The 17,873-nt window shown below is 40.4% G+C and carries 16 protein-coding genes; 7 read left to right on the top strand and 9 right to left on the bottom strand.

Annotation, left to right across the window (positions count from 1 at the left end; all coding sequences use genetic code 11):
* The first annotated feature begins 53 nt into the window (after positions 1 to 53).
* Genes BMW86_RS19655 through BMW86_RS19645 form a run of 3 tightly spaced genes read left to right on the top strand, consistent with a single transcriptional unit; the run spans position 54 to position 3,092 of the window.
* On the top strand, positions 54 to 1,064 hold the full coding sequence (locus tag BMW86_RS19655) for an SDR family NAD(P)-dependent oxidoreductase (protein ID WP_089783412.1): 1,011 nt from the start codon (positions 54 to 56) through the stop codon (positions 1,062 to 1,064).
* A gap of 53 nt (positions 1,065 to 1,117) precedes the next feature.
* A complete protein-coding gene (locus BMW86_RS19650) occupies positions 1,118 to 1,924 on the top strand; it encodes a helix-turn-helix domain-containing protein (protein WP_089783411.1) in 807 nt (268 codons plus the stop codon).
* A 40-nt stretch (positions 1,925 to 1,964) separates the two neighbouring features.
* On the top strand, positions 1,965 to 3,092 hold the full coding sequence (locus BMW86_RS19645) for an acyltransferase family protein (RefSeq protein ID WP_089783410.1): 1,128 nt from the start codon (positions 1,965 to 1,967) through the stop codon (positions 3,090 to 3,092).
* Positions 3,093 to 3,155: 63 nt separating this feature from the next.
* On the opposite strand, the gene BMW86_RS19640 is transcribed toward BMW86_RS19645, so the two are convergent.
* From BMW86_RS19640 to BMW86_RS19625, 4 genes are all read right to left on the bottom strand, one after another.
* Positions 3,156 to 3,470, bottom strand: coding sequence for a hypothetical protein (locus BMW86_RS19640; RefSeq protein WP_177189313.1), 315 nt, complete (start codon positions 3,468 to 3,470; stop codon positions 3,156 to 3,158).
* Complete coding sequence (locus BMW86_RS19635) at positions 3,470 to 4,033, bottom strand: NAD(P)H-binding protein (RefSeq protein WP_089783409.1); 564 nt, start codon at positions 4,031 to 4,033, stop codon at positions 3,470 to 3,472. Before BMW86_RS19635 ends, BMW86_RS19640 begins: the two co-directional genes overlap by 1 nt.
* Before the next feature lie 87 nt (positions 4,034 to 4,120).
* Complete coding sequence (locus tag BMW86_RS19630) at positions 4,121 to 5,020, bottom strand: helix-turn-helix domain-containing protein (RefSeq protein ID WP_089783408.1); 900 nt, start codon at positions 5,018 to 5,020, stop codon at positions 4,121 to 4,123.
* A gap of 102 nt (positions 5,021 to 5,122) precedes the next feature.
* Positions 5,123 to 5,917 (bottom strand): hypothetical protein, encoded by a 795-nt coding sequence (locus tag BMW86_RS19625; protein ID WP_089783407.1) that lies wholly within the window; start codon positions 5,915 to 5,917, stop codon positions 5,123 to 5,125.
* 379 nt (positions 5,918 to 6,296) lie between these two features.
* Between BMW86_RS19625 and BMW86_RS19620 the strand changes: the two genes are divergently transcribed.
* Complete coding sequence (locus BMW86_RS19620; RefSeq protein WP_089783406.1) at positions 6,297 to 7,958, top strand: flavin monoamine oxidase family protein; 1,662 nt, start codon at positions 6,297 to 6,299, stop codon at positions 7,956 to 7,958.
* 61 nt (positions 7,959 to 8,019) lie between these two features.
* On the opposite strand, the gene BMW86_RS19615 is transcribed toward BMW86_RS19620, so the two are convergent.
* On the bottom strand, positions 8,020 to 8,547 hold the full coding sequence (locus BMW86_RS19615; RefSeq protein WP_089783405.1) for a hypothetical protein: 528 nt from the start codon (positions 8,545 to 8,547) through the stop codon (positions 8,020 to 8,022).
* Positions 8,548 to 8,636: 89 nt separating this feature from the next.
* On the opposite strand from BMW86_RS19615, the gene BMW86_RS19610 reads away from it, so the two are divergent.
* From BMW86_RS19610 to BMW86_RS19600, 3 genes are read left to right on the top strand one after another with little or no spacing between them, the layout of a single operon-like run.
* Positions 8,637 to 9,326 carry a response regulator transcription factor gene (locus tag BMW86_RS19610; RefSeq protein ID WP_089783404.1) on the top strand — a complete coding sequence of 230 codons (690 nt, stop codon included), beginning with the start codon at positions 8,637 to 8,639 and terminating at the stop codon, positions 9,324 to 9,326.
* Entirely contained in the window at positions 9,323 to 10,564 is a 1,242-nt protein-coding gene (locus BMW86_RS19605) for a sensor histidine kinase (protein WP_089783403.1), read from the top strand. Before BMW86_RS19610 ends, BMW86_RS19605 begins: the two co-directional genes overlap by 4 nt.
* 22 nt (positions 10,565 to 10,586) lie before the next feature.
* Positions 10,587 to 11,225 (top strand): START domain-containing protein, encoded by a 639-nt coding sequence (locus tag BMW86_RS19600; RefSeq protein WP_089783402.1) that lies wholly within the window; start codon positions 10,587 to 10,589, stop codon positions 11,223 to 11,225.
* Here the strand turns inward: BMW86_RS19600 and BMW86_RS19595 are convergent.
* The 4 genes from BMW86_RS19595 to BMW86_RS19580 all read right to left on the bottom strand — a co-directional run bounded on the left by BMW86_RS19595 (position 11,222) and on the right by BMW86_RS19580 (position 17,855).
* Positions 11,222 to 11,980, bottom strand: coding sequence for a phosphatase PAP2 family protein (locus BMW86_RS19595; RefSeq protein ID WP_255372968.1), 759 nt, complete (start codon positions 11,978 to 11,980; stop codon positions 11,222 to 11,224). The two genes, BMW86_RS19600 and BMW86_RS19595, sit on opposite strands and share 4 nt — an antisense overlap.
* Before the next feature lie 78 nt (positions 11,981 to 12,058).
* Positions 12,059 to 12,655, bottom strand: a complete 597-nt coding sequence (locus BMW86_RS19590) for an HD domain-containing protein (RefSeq protein WP_089783400.1) — start codon at positions 12,653 to 12,655, stop codon at positions 12,059 to 12,061.
* A 116-nt stretch (positions 12,656 to 12,771) separates the two neighbouring features.
* Complete coding sequence (locus BMW86_RS19585) at positions 12,772 to 14,379, bottom strand: SusD/RagB family nutrient-binding outer membrane lipoprotein (RefSeq protein ID WP_089783399.1); 1,608 nt, start codon at positions 14,377 to 14,379, stop codon at positions 12,772 to 12,774.
* 26 nt (positions 14,380 to 14,405) lie between these two features.
* Positions 14,406 to 17,855, bottom strand: a complete 3,450-nt coding sequence (locus BMW86_RS19580) for a SusC/RagA family TonB-linked outer membrane protein (protein WP_089783398.1) — start codon at positions 17,853 to 17,855, stop codon at positions 14,406 to 14,408.
* Positions 17,856 to 17,873: the final 18 nt, after the last annotated feature.

Genomic DNA, 17,873 nt, shown 5'->3' with positions numbered 1-17,873 from the left:
ACAAAGCGACTCCTTGTAATACCAGCTACTTTTGTTTCATAAAATTTAAAACAATGAATACAAAAGACAATTTACAACAACCTGTTCATTCGGGGTTCGACGCAAAATCAACAGCTTACGATGTTATAAAAGGAATCGATCTTAATGGTAAAACGGCTATTGTTACAGGTGGTTATGCTGGTATTGGTCTGGAAACAGTGAAAGCTTTTGCCAGCGCCGGTGCAAAGATAATTGTACCCGCCAGGGATATAGAAAAGGCTGCCAACAATCTGAAAGGCATAGCAAATGTAACGATTGAAGTAATGGATTTAATGACGCCATCCTCCATTGATTCTTTTACGGAAAAATTTCTTGCTACAGGCAGTCCGCTTGATATTCTTGTGAATAATGCCGGTATTATGTGGGTGCCATTGCTACGTGATAAACGAGGTTACGAATCTCAGCTTTCCACCAATCATTTAGGGCATTTTCAGCTGACCGCCCGCCTTTGGCCTGCACTAAAAAGAGCGAACGGAGCCAGAGTGATTAATGTATCTTCATTTGGTCACCAGATGGCACCCTTTAATTTTGATGATCCCAATTTTTTAAACCGGGAGTATGAAACATTACAAGGCTATGGACAATCCAAAACAGCTAATAACCTGTTTACAGTAGAACTGGACCGTCGTGCTAAAGCCTTTGGTGTAAGGGCTTTTTCTTTGCACCCCGGCTCGGTAAACGGTACTGACCTCGGACGTGTAGCGCCTATGGCTTTATTTCAGCAGATGGGGACCCATGATGAAAACGGGAATATCTTTACGGAAGTAGCTGCAAAGTTAAAGACAGTCGAACAGGGCGCCGCTACTTCGGTATGGTGTGCTACAAGTCCGCAATTAAATGGCATTGGCGGAGTATACTGTGAGAACGCGGATGTGGCCCAGCTGGATGAAGGTAATATTGAACACAATTACAATGATCCATCCTCTCTGAGAGGAGTAAAGCCCTATTCTGTGGATACTGAAAATGCAGGGAAATTATGGACGTTAAGCGAAGAAATGACTCATATTTCATTCCCTGTGAACTAACATTCTGATAAAACAAGCCTATTCGGCTTGTTTTATTTTGTAAATTTAATTGAATGGAATTCGAAACCAAATATATTACTCCTGATATTAAGCTTTCACTCTTTGATGGCAAGCTCTTTAAAACGGAAGTGATGTTTGAACATCATATGCTGGTATGGTTTATTTCCGGTGAAACAAAAATCATTCTGTCTGATGCTACCTATATTTTCAATGCAGGTGATATCTTCCTTATTCCACGTAATCAACTGGCAACCGTTATCAATTACCCAAAGGATGGAAAGCCACACCAGGCCGTGGCCATGCATCTTACCAAAGAAAGGTTAAAGAATTTTTATACCAGACACAAAGCTATTATCAATATACAGCCTCTTCAAAAAGTGTATCTATTCCGAAAGCATCCATTACTTGAAAGCTGCCTGGCATCACTCATCCCCTATTTTGACTTAAAAGAAAATCTGCCTTCAGATATAGCTTCGATTAAAATTGAAGAAGCTATCAGTATATTACGGTCAACAGATAAAGATGTTGACGGCTTGCTGGCTAACTTCGAAGAACCTGGTAAAATAGATCTTACAGATTTTATGGAACGGCATTATATGTTCAACATGCCATTGGGTAAATTTAGTTACCTCACAGGTAGAAGTATAGCAACATTCAGAAGAGATTTCAAAAGAGCCTTTAATAAAACGCCTCAAAAATGGCTTACAGAAAGACGGCTGAATCTGGCGCATTATCTGATTGCTGAAAAACAGCTCAAACCTATTGATGCTTATTTAGAGGCCGGTTTTGAAAATCTTTCCCATTTTTCGTATGCCTTTAAAAATCAATTTGGATACCCACCGAATAAACTGACTGATTAAACCTTCTCTTTTATTAAAATTTTTACTTATTTTAACTTCAATGAGTAAAAATCCAGTATACCTTCCAACAAAGAACCATTACGAGATCCTTGACGGCTTACGCGGAGTAGCGGCTATAATGGTAGTTGCCTTTCATGTCTTTGAAACTTTTTCCGGCGATCGTTTCCACCAAATCATTAATCATGGCTATCTGGCGGTTGACTTCTTCTTTCTGCTGTCGGGCTTTGTAGTTGCTTATGCCTATGATGACCGCTGGGGAAAAATGACTCAATGGGATTTCTACAAACGCCGCCTTATTCGTTTACAGCCGATGGTGATCATGGGTACCTTAATCGGTGCAGCACTTTTTTATTTCCAGGCTTGTGGAATGTTCCCGCTTATAAGTGCAACGCCCCTATGGAAAATGCTGCTGGTGATGATTGTTGGTTTTACACTGATCCCTCTGCCTATCTCTATGGATATTCGCGGCTGGCAGGAAATGCATCCGCTGGACGGTCCTGCCTGGTCACTCTTCTTCGAGTACATTGCCAATATTCTATATGCACTGTTTGTGCGCAAATTCTCTAAAACACTGCTTACAGTACTGGTAGTCTTATCTGCCTGTTTCCTGGTACAGTATTTAATAATGGGCCCTAATGGCGATGTTATAGGTGGCTGGTCTATAGATAAAACCCAGCTTCATATTGGTTTTGCCCGTTTGCTATATCCTTTTTTTGCAGGCGTATTACTTATGCGTATAGGTAAACTGATCCATATAAAAAACGCTTTTACCATCTGCAGCCTGCTACTGGCTGCTATTTTCATGATTCCGAGAATTGGCGGTAGTGAACATCTCTGGATGAATGGCTTGTATGAATCAGTTTGTATCATTGTATTTTTCCCATTGATCGTATCTATCGGAGCAGGAGGCAGTGTTACCGGGAAATATGCCAATAAAATATGCAAGTTCCTTGGGGCAATATCATACCCTCTTTATATCACGCATTATCCATTGATCTATTTGCATCTGGCCTGGGTTAAAAACTATAAAGTTTCTACATCAACTGGTCTTTGGGCTGGTTTAGTGGTACTTATTGGCAGCATTATTATTGCCTACGCATCATTGAAACTCTACGACGAACCAGTTCGCAAATGGCTTACCAACAGGTTTCTAAAGAAGCAATCCTGATGTTCAACCACTCTGGGCTACTGCTGTGCCGAAGGCTTTTGCATGCTTAGTATTACTCATTGTTTAAAGATTTCGAAATTTAAGAGGGCTTAACTGTACGTTCTTTTTAAAGAAATTGTTGAAATGGGTGGGTTCATTAAAACCCAATGCCTGTCCTTTTAACTCAATGATCTTATCAGCATATTCAATTTTACTTTCGCCAATCAATAAAGTGATTTTAAAATAATCCCGTTTTGTATACGGAACAGGTTTCGCATTTTCACCCACGTATGGCTCTAACTTAAATACATTGAAATGCCCTATCTCCTTACGAATGTTGTCAGGCATCCAATCGTATCTTCGCTGATAAAAATCCTCCAGCGTTTCTATTTTGCTCATTATTCCGGTTTATTAACCCCTAAGTTCTGGTTCTTGAATTTCTCTGGCGATTTAATAATTTCAGTAATGAGTGTAGCCAGGCTTTTCCTTGAAATGACTGATCCTTTTTCGGGTGTTCCTTTTTGCGTAGTTTCGTAATCTACTTCATCGGTATTACTAAACCAGGTGGGCCTTAAAATGGTATATTCCAGACCTGATGCCTCTATGACATCGGCAGCTTTCCTGTATGGCTTTAACACGGACCTTAAAGGAACATTATAGATATCTATAGAACTGATGAAGATGATTTTTTTAACATCCGCCTCTCGCATAGCGCTCACAATGTTCTTAGCCATTTGTTCCAGCTCCCCGGCAAGATTGACATATACAATATCCTGCCCCTGCACCGCTGTTTTGAGTACACTCATATCAAAAACATCCCCTTCAATAATTCTGCATTGGGGATTTAATCTGCTTGTATTACGGGCAAATAAAGTAAGGTTGATATTCTTCTCCTTTAACAATAACGCTGTTACTATCTGTGCAATGCCACCGCCTGCACCTATTATTAATACGTTCTGCATAATAATCCGTCATGTTTAATTACGGATACAAAGTTAGAGGAGGTTTGTTCGGCAGGATAACGAAAAAGAAACAATAGTATACGAAAATCAAACATTCCGGAATTTAACCGGACTTAGCTGCATATGTTTCTTAAAGAAGTGGTTAAAGTGGGTTACTTCCTTAAAACCTAAAGCGTAAGCTATTTCTGATACCGTCCAGGCTGTTTGTTTCAACAGGATTTTTGCTTCCTGTAATACCCGTTCTATAATGATTTGTGAAGTGGTTTTACTGGTTGCGTCTTTGATAGCCCTGTTCAAATGATTGACGTGTACATTTAATTTTTCAGCATAATCGGAAGCTGAACGAAGGCTGAGGGTCTGGTGTATATCATCAATGGGGAACTGACGTTCCAGCAATTCTAAAAACAAAGTGGAAATGCGGTGGGAAGCGTTGAGTGGTTGTTTTGCCAACTGATCAGAAGGCTGGGTTTTCATTGCAAAATGCACCAGTTCGTATACAATGGTTCTTAACAGATCGTACTTATGAATGTAGTCTGAATTAAGTTCTTCAAACATACGCTCATACATACTGCTGAGGAATGTTACCTGTTCATCAGTTAATTCAAATACGTGGTTACCATCAGGGTGAAACAGTGAATACTGATTAAGAGAGCCGTACTGGTGAAAGAATGCCTGGTCAAATATGCAGAAATAGCCATGGTGAATACTATCGGTATGTTCCCAACGGTAAGGAATCTGGGGATTGGAGAATACTAATGCCTGCTTTTGCAGTTGAATAACCTTATCGGCGTATTCAATAGTGCTTTCGCCTACCAGTAAGGTTATTTTAAAGTAATCACGCTTTTTGTAAGGAACAGGCTTAGTGTTATTACCTTCAAAAGGCACTAACTTAAATACATTAAAATGCCCGATATCCTTGTGAAGGTTATCAGGAATGAAATCGTGTTTCCTCTGATAGAATTCCTGTAATGTCTCTACTTTGCCCATGGAGCGAAGTTACGAAATACAAAGAGAAGATGGATACGGGCAATGATGTCTTGTGTATCCCTATTAAAGGAAAAGTTATGACTACAATTCTTTTCATATTGTTTATACTTCTGTTGATGTTGCCTTTGTTAACGTTGCATGATAACCTAAAAAGAAAAACGTTATCAGCACAATACCAGGAACACTTTCTAATAAATAATAACTATCCGACTTATCAAACGGCATTAACACCAATGCAAAAACATGATAACGGCACCACATGAAAAGCTCATAAGCAAATTCATTAAATAACCAGAGGGAGATATAAAGGAATAAGATGTTTCTCACCTTCAGCTTTACTTTTTCTGATGTTCTTAACACATATACACCTAATGAAAATAATATTAATGGTATATAAATCCTGAGCTGAAAGATAGTCCCATGTATATATTTGTCAACAGATCTGTTACGGATATGACCTGCAGAATAAACCCCCATTTTAAAAAGTGTATAGTCTATGATAGCAGAGAGAATGAGTATACCAGCCAGCACCATAATATCCTTTACATTTATCTTACGCGTGAACTGACTGAAAGTAAGCTCTGCCGGTATTCCTTCTTTTTCCAAACGGGCAAATCCTATAGAGAATAATGCCACAAAAAATATAAATACATCTTTTGTAAGATCAATAATGCTATACACCTCTCCTGTATTATAAGACAGGAAAAAGTAATTAAGTAAACTGATCTGATTTTTTCCTGCCCTACCTGAAAATTCATTGAAATGGAGAAGAAGAGCAGCTATTACAAAACAGATGGCTGTAAATATGATAGTTGTACCGATAGTCCGCCGTAGATATTGCTGATAATAATCAACGATATCAGTAAGCTGGCTTCTGAGAAAATCTGCGAATTTCATAGTGCTTATATTTTACAGGGATTATCTCAGTAGAGAGACATCATAATATTGCAAGATATTACATTACTTTTTCATATTTAATATCTTTTTTTACAAAAATCTATTGTAGCAAAAACGCTTTTTCTGAAAAGATTTTAAACAATCAGGAATAACAACCTGTTTAGTTAGAACAACGAATACATTAAGAAGTACTTTTTCAACCTCAAAATAACATTCAAAGAAATATCCTTTAAAAACCAAAATTCCAATAGTTTATGAAAAATAAACGGCTTGCCAGCCCTACACGCTGGACGCGGGATCATCTATTTGATTACTCACCAGAAACGAATCAGCTCAATATAGTATCTAACACGCCTTCAATTTTCTAAAACCATTTTTTATGTCAAACGAACAAATCGACATCGCCATAGTTGGCGGCGGCATTTCAGGCGTATACAGCGCCTGGAAACTGCAAAAAGAATTCCCGGGAAAGAAGATCGTTGTATTTGAGGGCAGCGATCACATCGGTGGACGGTTACTTTCTGTTAAACCACCACATATTACTGATATGGTGGCTGAACTGGGAGGAATGCGTATACTGGAAAACAATCAGAAACTGATCGTAGACCTGATTGCCGAACTCAACACACTACTACCAGCTGATGAACAGATTACCCTGTATGATTTCCCGGTAGATGAGCCACAGAATATCGCTTTTCTGCGTGGTGTATTCCTCCGCCTGTCTGATTTTGCAACTCATCCGGACAAAGTACCTTATAACCTCTCTTTTCTTGAAAAAGGAGACGGGCCGGGTACTATCATTGTAAATGCCATAGAACAAATTGTTCCTGGTATCACAGATATCTCTCTGACAGATGAAGAGCGCCGGGAAATGACAAAAAATGCCACCTTTGATGGTCTCCCGTTGTACAAATGTGGTTTCTGGAATTTGCTCTATCGTGTGATCAGCAGTGAAGGATACCAATTCAGTATGGATGCTGGTGGATATGACTCTACAGTACTTAACTGGAACGCTGCAGATGCCATTCCCTGGTACTTATCTGATTTCGGCATCTCCCCCCACTATAAAGGTTTTACCAACGGATTTCAACAGGTGCCGATCACACTGGCCAATCTGTTCGAAACCGGTGGTGGAGATATACGCCTGAACCAGCAACTGCGGGGCTTTGAGTGGATGAATGATCATTTTGAGTTAGCCCTTAACGAAGGTGAAATCATCAGTACCGGGAAACTGATCCTGGCGATGCCACGCCGCGCATTGGACCTGTTATCACCACACAGTCCCAAATTACAGGAAATACAACCACTGATCAGCACTGTTACACCCCGCCCTTTATTTAAATTATTCACCACTTATGGCAGTCCATGGTGGAGAATATCAGGATATACTGATGCTGACGGCAATTTTGTTCCTGTTGAATCCGGCCGTTCAGTAACAGATCTTCCTGTACGCCAAACTTATTACTGGCCTAAAAGCGATGGCACTCCTTCCATAAGAGGACGGTCTATGCTGCTTGCCAGTTATGACGATGGGAACAACGTCGGTTTCTGGGATGGATTAAGACCTCAGCGTAAACTAGGCTGGCAGGAAGGACGTTCTCATGCTGTACTGAATGATCCGTTTATAGGAGAAGATGATAATGAAATCAAAGCAGTTGATGGTGGCCTTAACCAAACCTGGGACCAATATAAAGCACCAAGACGTATGGTGATTGAAATAGCCCGTCAGCTAAGACAAATGCATGACCTGGATTATACACCTATAGTAAGAAGCGCCGCATTCCGCGACTGGGGGGAAGATCCATACGGTGGTGGATGGAATAGCTGGAACATCGGTGTTAAAAGCTGGGAAGTAAGAGATCAGATCGTACATCCCATAGCTGATTGCCCGCTATATATTTGTGGTGAAGCCTATTCTGATGCGCAGGGATGGGTAGAAGGCACTTTGCAAACAGCAGATATCATGCTGGCCAGTTTCTTAAACAAACCGGTCAATGCAGGAAAGAAAACATTACCAGTAGCAGAAATGGAGCATAGTTGATCTGTCAAAGGAGAAGTTGTCTTTTATAAGGCAGCTTCTCCCATTTTTATCTTCTTTTAATCTAATGCCCCCAGGTGACATTAATATTATGTGCCTTTGCATAAACTTTACCCAGCGTTGTTAACTTCTCCTGCAACTCTTCAAATCGTTTACCATATTTGGTATCTATCTCCTGTACTTTTGCAGCTATTTCTTCTTCCGAAGCGCCGCTATCAAACAATTTTGCCAGGTCCTTATACTCATTCCTGTAAACCGGTAGTACATATTCATGTAAAGCAATGGAAGTCTGCAGCATATCTTTAGTCTCTTCCGTCTCTTTTAATGCTTTCACAGTCTGCAGCGCATTCTCAATAGACATCACCTTCATTTCAACCATTTTCGTAGCAGAAACATCCTGTTGCTTTACACCTTCGTATTTCTTACTATAGGCTGCCAGCATCCTGGTAAACTGCTCACTTGCGAAATCATTAAAAAGATTGGTGTTTAATACTGCTCTGTCAAAATAATTTTCTGGAGTGGCTGTATTACATGCTGCTAACAAAAGTGACCAGCATAATACTAACAAACTGGCAATTTTAATTCTTTTCATGTTTTTACGAACTTATTTTGCACAAGTTTACAAAAATCTTAATCAAACCTACAGAATTACTTCAGATTCTATTAATAGGTTTGCAAATCATGAAGGTACTTATCATAGAGGATGAACGGGAGTTATCAGATAGTATCTGCCAATACCTGGCAGATGAAAATTTCCTGTGTGAAGTGGCTGGTACATTTGATGCTGCTATCGAAAAGATATGTCTGTATGATTACACCTGCATTATCCTGGACATTAACCTGCCAGGCGGAAGTGGACTTGATATTCTAAAAGAATTAAAACATAATAATAAAACAGATGGTGTATTAATAGTGTCTGCTAAAAATTCCCTGGATGATAAAGTCTATGGATTGAAAGCCGGCGCTGATGATTACCTCTCCAAACCATTTTATCTACCAGAATTATCTGCCCGTGTAGCAGCTATTATCAGAAGAAAAACCTTTGATGGGAATAACATTGTTTCTTTTGATGAATTACAGTTAAACCTTCATGAGAAAACAGCTATCGTCAAAGAAAAAGTAATTGACCTTACACGTAAAGAATATGATCTGTTGCTTTATTTTATCAGCAATAAAAATAAAGTAATCAGCAAAAATGCTATTGCCGAACATCTGTGGGGAGATGATATGGATCTCGCCGGCAATTATGACTTTATCTACAGTCATATTAAAAACCTGCGTAAAAAGCTGATACAATCAGGCTGTCCCGATTATATTAAATCTGTATATGGCATGGGATATAAGCTGTCATGTCAAATTACCCCTAAATGAAATTACTGGATAAATATAACCGCTTTAACCTGTTATCCACCATTGCGGTTTTTATCTTAGCAGGTGTTGCCTTTTATTTTGCCCTGCATTTTACACTTTTAAGACAGATGGATGAAGATCTCATGATTGAACAACGTGAGATCAAAAAATTTGTTGATCAGAACGATGCAATGCCACATCCTGTAACCGTAAAAGATCAGCAGATCATTCTTGAACAAACCACTCAGCCTGTTGAAGGCAGGAAATTCAAGATCGTAAAAATACCTAAGGATGATGATGATTACAGACAACTTTCATTTAGTATCATGGCTGCCGGAAAATGGTATAATGTGCAGGTACGTAAATCACTGGAAGGCACAGATATCATCACTCACTCCGTGTTCCTGATCACCATCTGTACGATACTCTTAATGTTTATTGCCACATTTATTATCAACAGGACCATACTAAAAAGGTTATGGCAACCGTTCTATCATTCTCTGGATATCTTACAACATTTTAAAGTAGGCAATCAGCAACGGCTTCAATTTCCCACTACCGGTATTGATGAATTCAATTTCATGAATACCACCTTAGAACGTAGTACCGCAAAAGCCCTGCAGGATTATAATGCATTAAAGGTATTTACTGAAAATGCCTCACATGAATTACAAACCCCATTGGCTATTATCAGGTCTAAGATGGAAGTGATCATGCAGGGAGAAAACTTATCGGAATACCAGTTTGCAGCATTGCAGAGTGCTACAGAAGCACTTAATAAACTGGCTCGTATGAATCAGTCACTGCTACTGCTGACTAAAATCGAAAATGAACAATTCGCTTTAAAATCAATGGTTGAAATAGATCAGCTTCTAATTAAAAAAGCAGAACAGTTTAATGAACTGTGGGAGGACAGGTTATTGCAGCCACATCTGGATATTAAACCCGTTACGCTGCATGTAAATAAAGAACTGGTAGAACTATTATTGAATAACCTGTTCAGCAATGCTACCCGTCATAATTACGATAATGGTGAAATCTTTATCTCTTTGGATAAAGAGAAACTGGCTGTTGGGAATACGGGTAATAATACACCATTAAGCAAAACCCACCTCTTTCAAAGATTCTACAATCCATCCAACAGCAGTACCAGCAATGGCCTGGGGCTGGCTGTTATCCGTCAGATATGTGAAGCATCCGGACTTATAGTCGAATATGATTATACCGACAACAAACATCTGTTCACTATCCTCTTCTGATTCAATTTACCAGCAAATTATTATGCATAAGATATTAATTACAGTATTTCTTTTAGCTGTGAATACTGCATCTGCACAAATCAAGTGGCACCTGAACAGCGAGAAAGATGATATGAAAATATATACCGGTACAGTGCCTGATTCAAAGATAAAGGCAGTGAAAGTAGAATGCGTGTTTCATGCAACCTTATCACAGCTGGCCGCTGTATTACTGGATGTGAACACAGCAGCAGAATGGCTGTATCATACCAGATCAGCTTCATTGGTGAAACAGGTTTCACCTTCGGAAATATATTATTATTCTGAAATCAGTTTACCATGGCCGGCACAAAACAGGGATTTCGTTGCTCACCTGACAATTACCCAGAACCCGGTTACGAAAGTAATGACCATAGACGGCCCCTCAGTAAAAGGCTTTGTTCCGGTAAAATCAGGTATTGTGCGTGTGAATAATTCCAAAGGATACTGGGTCGTCACTCCTCTGGCAAACAGTCAGATAAGAGTAGAATACAGCTTGCACGTTGACCCCGGAGGGTCTTTACCTGCCTGGTTGGTAAATATGTTTGCAACAGAAGGACCATTTAAAATGTTTAAGAATCTACGATCGCAGTTAGAGAATCCAGCTTACAAAAATGCGCAGTTACCATTTATCGTTAATTAGAAAACATGTACCAAACTGGCTCCAACAGCCCCCTGTTGGTAAGTAGGCAGGACCATCGTTAATCCATCTGTTTTCTTCTTTGTAAATATCCTCTTCACGGAAGGATAAATATAATAAGCGAGATCAGTAGAGAGAATCCCTACACCGGCACCTGCTACCACATCACTGAACCAGTGTTTGTTATTATACATGCGAAGATATCCTGTAGTAGCAGCCACCGCATAACCTGCAACCCCATACCATACAGAAACGTCCTGGTACTCCCTTCTCATAAATTCAGCAGCTGCAAAGGCTGCAGCGGTATGACCTGAAGGAAATGAATAACGATCAGATCCATCCGGCCTCCATTCATGTGCAAGATTTTTAGTAGTATACACGACTCCTGTCATGATAACATTGGACATCACAAGGATAGCGCTGCGGTCAACGAGGTTATTCCTGCCTTTAATACCGGCAATATTCAACCCGTATACCAGCACCGTAGGAACATATAGCAGGTAGTTATCCAGGTGAACGGCTTTACGGCCTGTTTCCGGGTATATTTGCTTATTAAGATAAGTATTTACATTCTTCAGTCCTTCTATACCGAAAGTAGCCGCTCCATATCCGATTAATACCGCCGGAATTATCAACATCCTGCCAAAAGGTTTCCTTGCTACCGGCTCCTGGTGTAAGTTAAACACCTTCAGTGAATCTGTCTTAGTCGTAGATATTGAATCCTGTCCCAGCAAAAGCTGAGGCAGTAAAATTATCACAGGCAAAATAAAGGGTACTATTTTATTACGCATCTTTAAAAATGCATCTGAAATCTGAGTAAATTCTGTAGTAATAATTTAACGGGATTTGATCTTTTCTTCCAGGTAATGGATGTTTTGCTCTTTACCTGCAGCCAGTTGACTACGGCAATAAGAAGTGAAGAAACGATGCTCCTTCAGCAACTGTAAAGTATTCTCATACCAGTGAGGGAATTGTGTATGCATCCTCAGTTCCATTTCCTTTCTCACCTGATCATCTGTTGTTTCAAAATATTTTGTTCCGAAATGATAGGTATCCGCATCACATATAATTCCTTCCATCAGTTTTTTAGGATTTGTAGGATACTTAGTTGCCATGATACATTCAGCAATAAGCGCTATCAGTTCATCGTTAATATTCTCTCTTTCCAGAAATGATTCCATAATATGTACGCCAGCTTCTTCATGTATATTCATTTCGGCAACAAGATGACCAGTATCATGAAACCAGGCAGCTACATTTACGATGAACGCTGCCCGCTCACCTAACTGGTAATACCTTGTAATTTCTTTGGCGTGTATAACTACATTCTCTGTATGTGTAAGATTATGATAGATCAGATAAGGGGAGGTTAAGCGGGCAAAAAGATCCGTAACATATTCTTTGACAAGATTTTCTGTAAAGACAAGATCCATAACTCAAATGACGATGTGTTAACAAATATCCATGTCAAATCTGAGTAAATTCTGTAGCATTAAAAGGGGCTGCCTCATGGTATTGAGACAACCCCCTATCTTCCATTGCCCGTTTTTTACTTCATCCACCAAACTTTGTAATTGGTGTTATTTCCACCCATCTTACTGATCTGTGCATTATAGTTATCTGCATTGTTCACCGCTTCATCCTGTGCATAAGGAAGGCGATAAAAAGTAGTATACGTTGTTGATGGATTACTGCTCGCATCAACAGGTGTACTACCTGTTCTTCTCGATAAATTAAACGCCAGCCATGGTTGACGGAAATACGATAACCATTCCTGCGCATAAATCTTACTGATCGCATCCGCAGCTGTGCCGGTAAAGGCTACTTTAGAATTGGCTAAAAAAGTCTGCATTTCCAGCGTGGTCGGAGCAGAAGGTGCTACTGCCGCCCAGTCTTCCGATGTAGTGTTTGTACCCGCTGCTACCTTATACCAGAAATTAACAGAGGCAGTGATACCTGCGTTGTATTCTGTTTCAGCAGTCGCTATATTCTGACTTACACCTAATCCACGGGCATATGCTTCTGCTTTTAAGAAATGTACTTCTGCGGAAGTCATGATAAGCTCCGGAATATACCACTCATCGCGTATCAGGTACCAGTTGATCAAAGAAAATAAACATCCGTTTTTATTAGTAGGATCTGTACTGGCATATGTGTATGCATTGATGTTATCACCTGAACTTACACCTATCGTATAAGGCGCCCAGTTACCTGCTGCATTAGGCTCTACAAAAAGCTTCGCACGAGGGTCAAAGATGCCTGCATCAGTGTTATTATTTGATACCAGGTTCCACATAGTGCTGCTCATTCTTACCAACCCTGTACCACCCGTAGAAAAGCTATACCATCTTGATGCTAAATCATAGCCGCCTAATGAAGCCGGCCACAGACAGATATCTTCATTATCACCTAAAAATCCGACACTGCTATTCAATGCAGCCAGAATAATAGGAGTAGCAGTAGCTGCATCTTTTTCTACCATCTGCATGGCATAACGCAGACGCAGGGAATTGGCGAACTTTTGCCATTTTGCCATATCTCCACCCAACACGGTCTCATAGCTACCTAAGGTCTGATAAGCAACTCCCGCACTGGTAACCGGACTGGCAGCGGTGTTAATATTATTCACCGCCCAGCTAAGGTCACTTAATAAAGAATCGTAGATCAGTTGCTGCGAATCATAAGCCACCCTGAAGCTGGCTGCATCACCAGTGTAGGCTTTTCCCGCTTTAAAATAAGGGATATCCCCGAACTGGTCAGTCATCCTGAATGTTTTATAGGCGCGTAAAATGTATAACACCGCCTGTATATTCTTCATGGTTTCCTGATCTGACACTGCATTTATTTTATCCTGCACCAGGTTAATATCCTGCAGTGTGCTGTAATAACCGTTCCAGATCTCATTTACACCATTCGATAATACGAAGGCTGAAAAGGCTGTTGTAGCTGCTAATTGGGTAATAGGATAATAATAGTCGTTATGAATAGATCCCTGTTCTGTGCTACCCAGGAAAAGAGAACTGTCGATCCTGTTAATCAACGGACCAATCGTCGTTGAAGAGGGAGCATTATGTGTAGCATTCAGCTCTTCGAAGTTCTTTGTGCAGGAAGCGCAAAGAACCATTCCGAACAATAAATATATAGATATGCGAGGCATAATTGTCTGATTTTTTACGTGAATGACTAGAATGACGCTCTTAACTGTAAGCCAAATGAGCGAACACCCGGTAAGGATGCAAACTCAATACCCTGTGCATTACCAGCACCATTAGAACCCTCCGGATTAATGTGATCAGGTAATGAACTGTACAGATAGAACAAATCTCTTCCTACCAATGAAACAGAAAGTGCCTGGAATGCCTTTGTCTTTTTGACGATATTGGCAGGTATAACATAATTGACAGACAGTTCTCTCAATTTATACCAGGTATCATTCAAAACACCGGTACTGTGTATCCAGTTGTTTCCATTAGGTCCGCTGCTCCATACACCATATTGCATGTATTTGTAGTAATAATGCACTACGTTGGTATTCACTGTTCCATCGGAATAAACACCTGGTAAAACAACGCCCCATTTGGTAGATGTTCCATCCGGAGTAGTATACGCAAGTCCACCACCATCTCTTTCTTTCAATGTTTCAGGCGCAGTACCCTGTTGCATCATAGAAGCATAGGTTCCGCTCCATATTTGTCCACCGATTTTCCAGTCTATCAAAGTGCTTACTGAAATCCCTTTTCCAAAAGTGAAAGTATTGGTGATACCACCTCTGAATTTCGGTGTTGCATTACCGATAGGTACTATCGTGCTGCTCGACTGATACATGGTACCTTTCATTTGTGCGGCTGTTGCTGCGCTCACACCGAAGTTCTGCATAAGCATTGCTTCATCCTGCAGTAAAGGTTTATGTGTTTTAGAATCATACACATAATCGTAACCCATAATGGTACCGAATTCATGTCCTACAACCGCTGAAATGTAGTTACCGTTACCGCCCCATATGTTAGCCATATCTACGCGGTTGGCTCCTTCTGTAAGAGATAACAGGCGATTCTTGTTATTGGACATATTTAAACTCGCATCCCATTTAAAGTTCTTCTGATCAACAATTCTCGCTCTCAGAATCATTTCCATTCCTGAGTTTTCCAGTACACCTGTGTTGATAATGATGCTGGATACACCGGAAGAAATAGGCAGTGGAGAATTTAATAATTGCTGGGTAGCACGGCCACGATAATACCGGTAATCTAAATTGATTCTGTTCTGTAAAAAGCCCAGTGTAACACCAAAGTCCGCCGTTTTATTCACCTGTGGTTTGTAGTTGATCGCAGGCAAAGCAGATGGCAGACTTGATGTTGGCTGACCGGCAAAACTTGCCGAACTGTACACTGTATTCACGATATAGGGAGGGACATCCACCGCACCTTCTGCCCATGCAGCTCTTATCTTACCAAAGCTCAACACGGAATTATCAATGTGTAAGGCATCAGTAAAGATATAACTGGCGGAGAAGGATGGGAAGAAATAGGACCACTGCGTTTTAGGTAATGTAGAAGACCAGTCGTTTCGCGCCGTGATATCCAGGTAAAGATAGTTTTTATAGGATAGGTTTAAAAAGCTGTATACTGAGTTCAGTTCTTTATCATACCATGATTCAGATGGAATCTGGCTTGTTTGCGTAGAACCGGCATAGTTAGCAAAATATGTCAGGTAAGGATTGGCATAAGCAGAAGGACTATTCGTTCCTGAAATGCCATACATTGATCTTTTATAAAAAGTACCACCAACAGACCATTTGGCGCTGATGTCTTTAAAAATATTGTCTTTATGCAGTGTTGCAAGCCAGTCGTAGTTATTGGCAATATCCCTTACTAATCCATGTCCGTATGTACCACCTACAGTACCGGTAGCATCAGTAGGACTATTAACCGTCAGATCTTCATTGTTGTTTGCATCCACACTTGCCCTTACCATTAAATTCAGGAAATCGGTGGCTTCATAATTCATCTGTGCAGATCCGATCAGTTTTCTTCTGGTAACTGTCTCATTATGTTCATAAGTATTCCAGTAGAGGTATTGTGCGGAACCGTTACCATACCAGGGGAAACCGGTGAAACTATTGCGTGATCCATCAGCCAGTTTGTAGTTACCAATATCTGCTGCTCCTCTGTAGTTCCTGCTATATGCGTAAACGAGATTAGATTGCAATGTACCTTCTGTATTTCCTAATGAAGGTGCATTCTGATATACGTTTGTGAAATAGGAAGCATTCACCTGTACATTCACTCTTTTGCTCAATTTCATTGCAGTACCTACATTGAATGAGTTCTGGTTATACTTCGAATTTGGAATGATGGAGTTATTATCTGCTCTTGTATAGGAAGCGCGTAAAGTACCCCAGTCGTTCCCACCGGAAATAGCCACATTGTGTGTGGTCTGACTACCATTTTGATAATAAGACTTTACATTATCAGGTTGAGGAACATCTGCTTTTGTAGTACCATCCCACCAGGTAATCTTTGTACCATCCATTTTATGTCCCCATGATACACCGGAGCCTGTCCAGCTAACCTGGTCTGTAACAGCCACACCAAAAGGACCGGAACCTGTTTTCTGATTCACGAACATCTGTTCCCATCCGTCTGTCAGCATCGGGTTACCGGAAGCATCTGTCTGGTACTGAGGAGCATCTAATGATACCATACCTCCCGCACCGTATTCATTCTGCATTTTGATATAACGGTATGGTTGTACTACTTTATATCCGAAGTTATAATCTACGCCTAAACCCTTACGTTGGGCACCTTTTTTAGTAGTGATCAATATTACGCCATTCGCACCACGACCGCCATATAAAGCGGCAGCAGCAGGGCCTTTCAGCACACTCATATCTTCAATATCCTGCGGATTGATCAGGTTAATAGCACTACCCCAGTCTTTAGGGGCCGTAACATCCTGTGCAGCAGCAGGTATTGTATTATCCATGGGCATTCCATCGATAATGATCAGGGGCTGGTTATCACCTGTGATTGTATTATTTCCACCTATGATAATTCTGGTGCTACCACCATCTACTCCATTAGGACTGGTAATATTGACACCGGCCATTTTACCACTCAACGCATTGATAACGTTGGGTGCATTGGATTGAGTTAATTCAACGCCTTTAATTTGTTCCTGTGAATAACCAAGTGCTCTTTTCTGTCTGCCGATACCAAGTGCAGTCACCACTACTTCATTCATGGCATTTTCACTTTTCAGTAATGTTACATTTACTGTAGAAGATGCGCCGAGTGTGATTTTGGTAGTCTGATAACCGACATAAGAGAAGACCAGCACTGCTCCTTCAGCTGCCTGGATCTGAAAATTCCCTTTTTCATCGGTGATAGTACCTTTGGATGTACCTACGATCGTTACGTTCACACCTGCAACAGGTTCTCCATTTTTATTTGTTACCTGTCCGTGTATATCTACAGGTGCGGAGATGTTTTTAGAGGAGAGTGCAATCTTCCGGGAATAGCTTTCTGCATGTAGATGCAAAGGTGTTGCCAGGATAAGGATAGGAAGAAGCATCAATTTAGCAGGCAAAAGTCGTCCGGTAAGACGAACTTTGCCATGTAAAAGTAGTTCCATACTTTTGTGTAGTTTGGT

Source organism: Chitinophaga sp. YR573 (assembly GCF_900110995.1).
Classification (GTDB): domain Bacteria; phylum Bacteroidota; class Bacteroidia; order Chitinophagales; family Chitinophagaceae; genus Chitinophaga.
The sequence above is the reverse complement of the archived record's forward strand: the minus strand, read 5'-3'. Positions and strand labels throughout refer to the sequence as shown.

What these genes read in the sequence shown, in the direction of transcription:
- BMW86_RS19655 (WP_089783412.1), top strand. Translation starts at nt 54, where the DNA reads ATGAATACAAAAGACAATTTACAACAACCTGTTCATTCGGGGTTCGAC.
- BMW86_RS19650 (WP_089783411.1), top strand. Translation starts at nt 1,118, where the DNA reads ATGGAATTCGAAACCAAATATATTACTCCTGATATTAAGCTTTCACTC.
- BMW86_RS19645 (WP_089783410.1), top strand. Translation starts at nt 1,965, where the DNA reads ATGAGTAAAAATCCAGTATACCTTCCAACAAAGAACCATTACGAGATC.
- BMW86_RS19640 (WP_177189313.1), bottom strand. Translation starts at nt 3,470, where the DNA reads ATGAGCAAAATAGAAACGCTGGAGGATTTTTATCAGCGAAGATACGAT.
- BMW86_RS19635 (WP_089783409.1), bottom strand. Translation starts at nt 4,033, where the DNA reads ATGCAGAACGTATTAATAATAGGTGCAGGCGGTGGCATTGCACAGATA.
- BMW86_RS19630 (WP_089783408.1), bottom strand. Translation starts at nt 5,020, where the DNA reads ATGGGCAAAGTAGAGACATTACAGGAATTCTATCAGAGGAAACACGAT.
- BMW86_RS19625 (WP_089783407.1), bottom strand. Translation starts at nt 5,917, where the DNA reads ATGAAATTCGCAGATTTTCTCAGAAGCCAGCTTACTGATATCGTTGAT.
- BMW86_RS19620 (WP_089783406.1), top strand. Translation starts at nt 6,297, where the DNA reads ATGTCAAACGAACAAATCGACATCGCCATAGTTGGCGGCGGCATTTCA.
- BMW86_RS19615 (WP_089783405.1), bottom strand. Translation starts at nt 8,547, where the DNA reads ATGAAAAGAATTAAAATTGCCAGTTTGTTAGTATTATGCTGGTCACTT.
- BMW86_RS19610 (WP_089783404.1), top strand. Translation starts at nt 8,637, where the DNA reads ATGAAGGTACTTATCATAGAGGATGAACGGGAGTTATCAGATAGTATC.
- BMW86_RS19605 (WP_089783403.1), top strand. Translation starts at nt 9,323, where the DNA reads ATGAAATTACTGGATAAATATAACCGCTTTAACCTGTTATCCACCATT.
- BMW86_RS19600 (WP_089783402.1), top strand. Translation starts at nt 10,587, where the DNA reads ATGCATAAGATATTAATTACAGTATTTCTTTTAGCTGTGAATACTGCA.
- BMW86_RS19590 (WP_089783400.1), bottom strand. Translation starts at nt 12,655, where the DNA reads ATGGATCTTGTCTTTACAGAAAATCTTGTCAAAGAATATGTTACGGAT.
- BMW86_RS19585 (WP_089783399.1), bottom strand. Translation starts at nt 14,379, where the DNA reads ATGCCTCGCATATCTATATATTTATTGTTCGGAATGGTTCTTTGCGCT.
- BMW86_RS19580 (WP_089783398.1), bottom strand. Translation starts at nt 17,855, where the DNA reads ATGGAACTACTTTTACATGGCAAAGTTCGTCTTACCGGACGACTTTTG.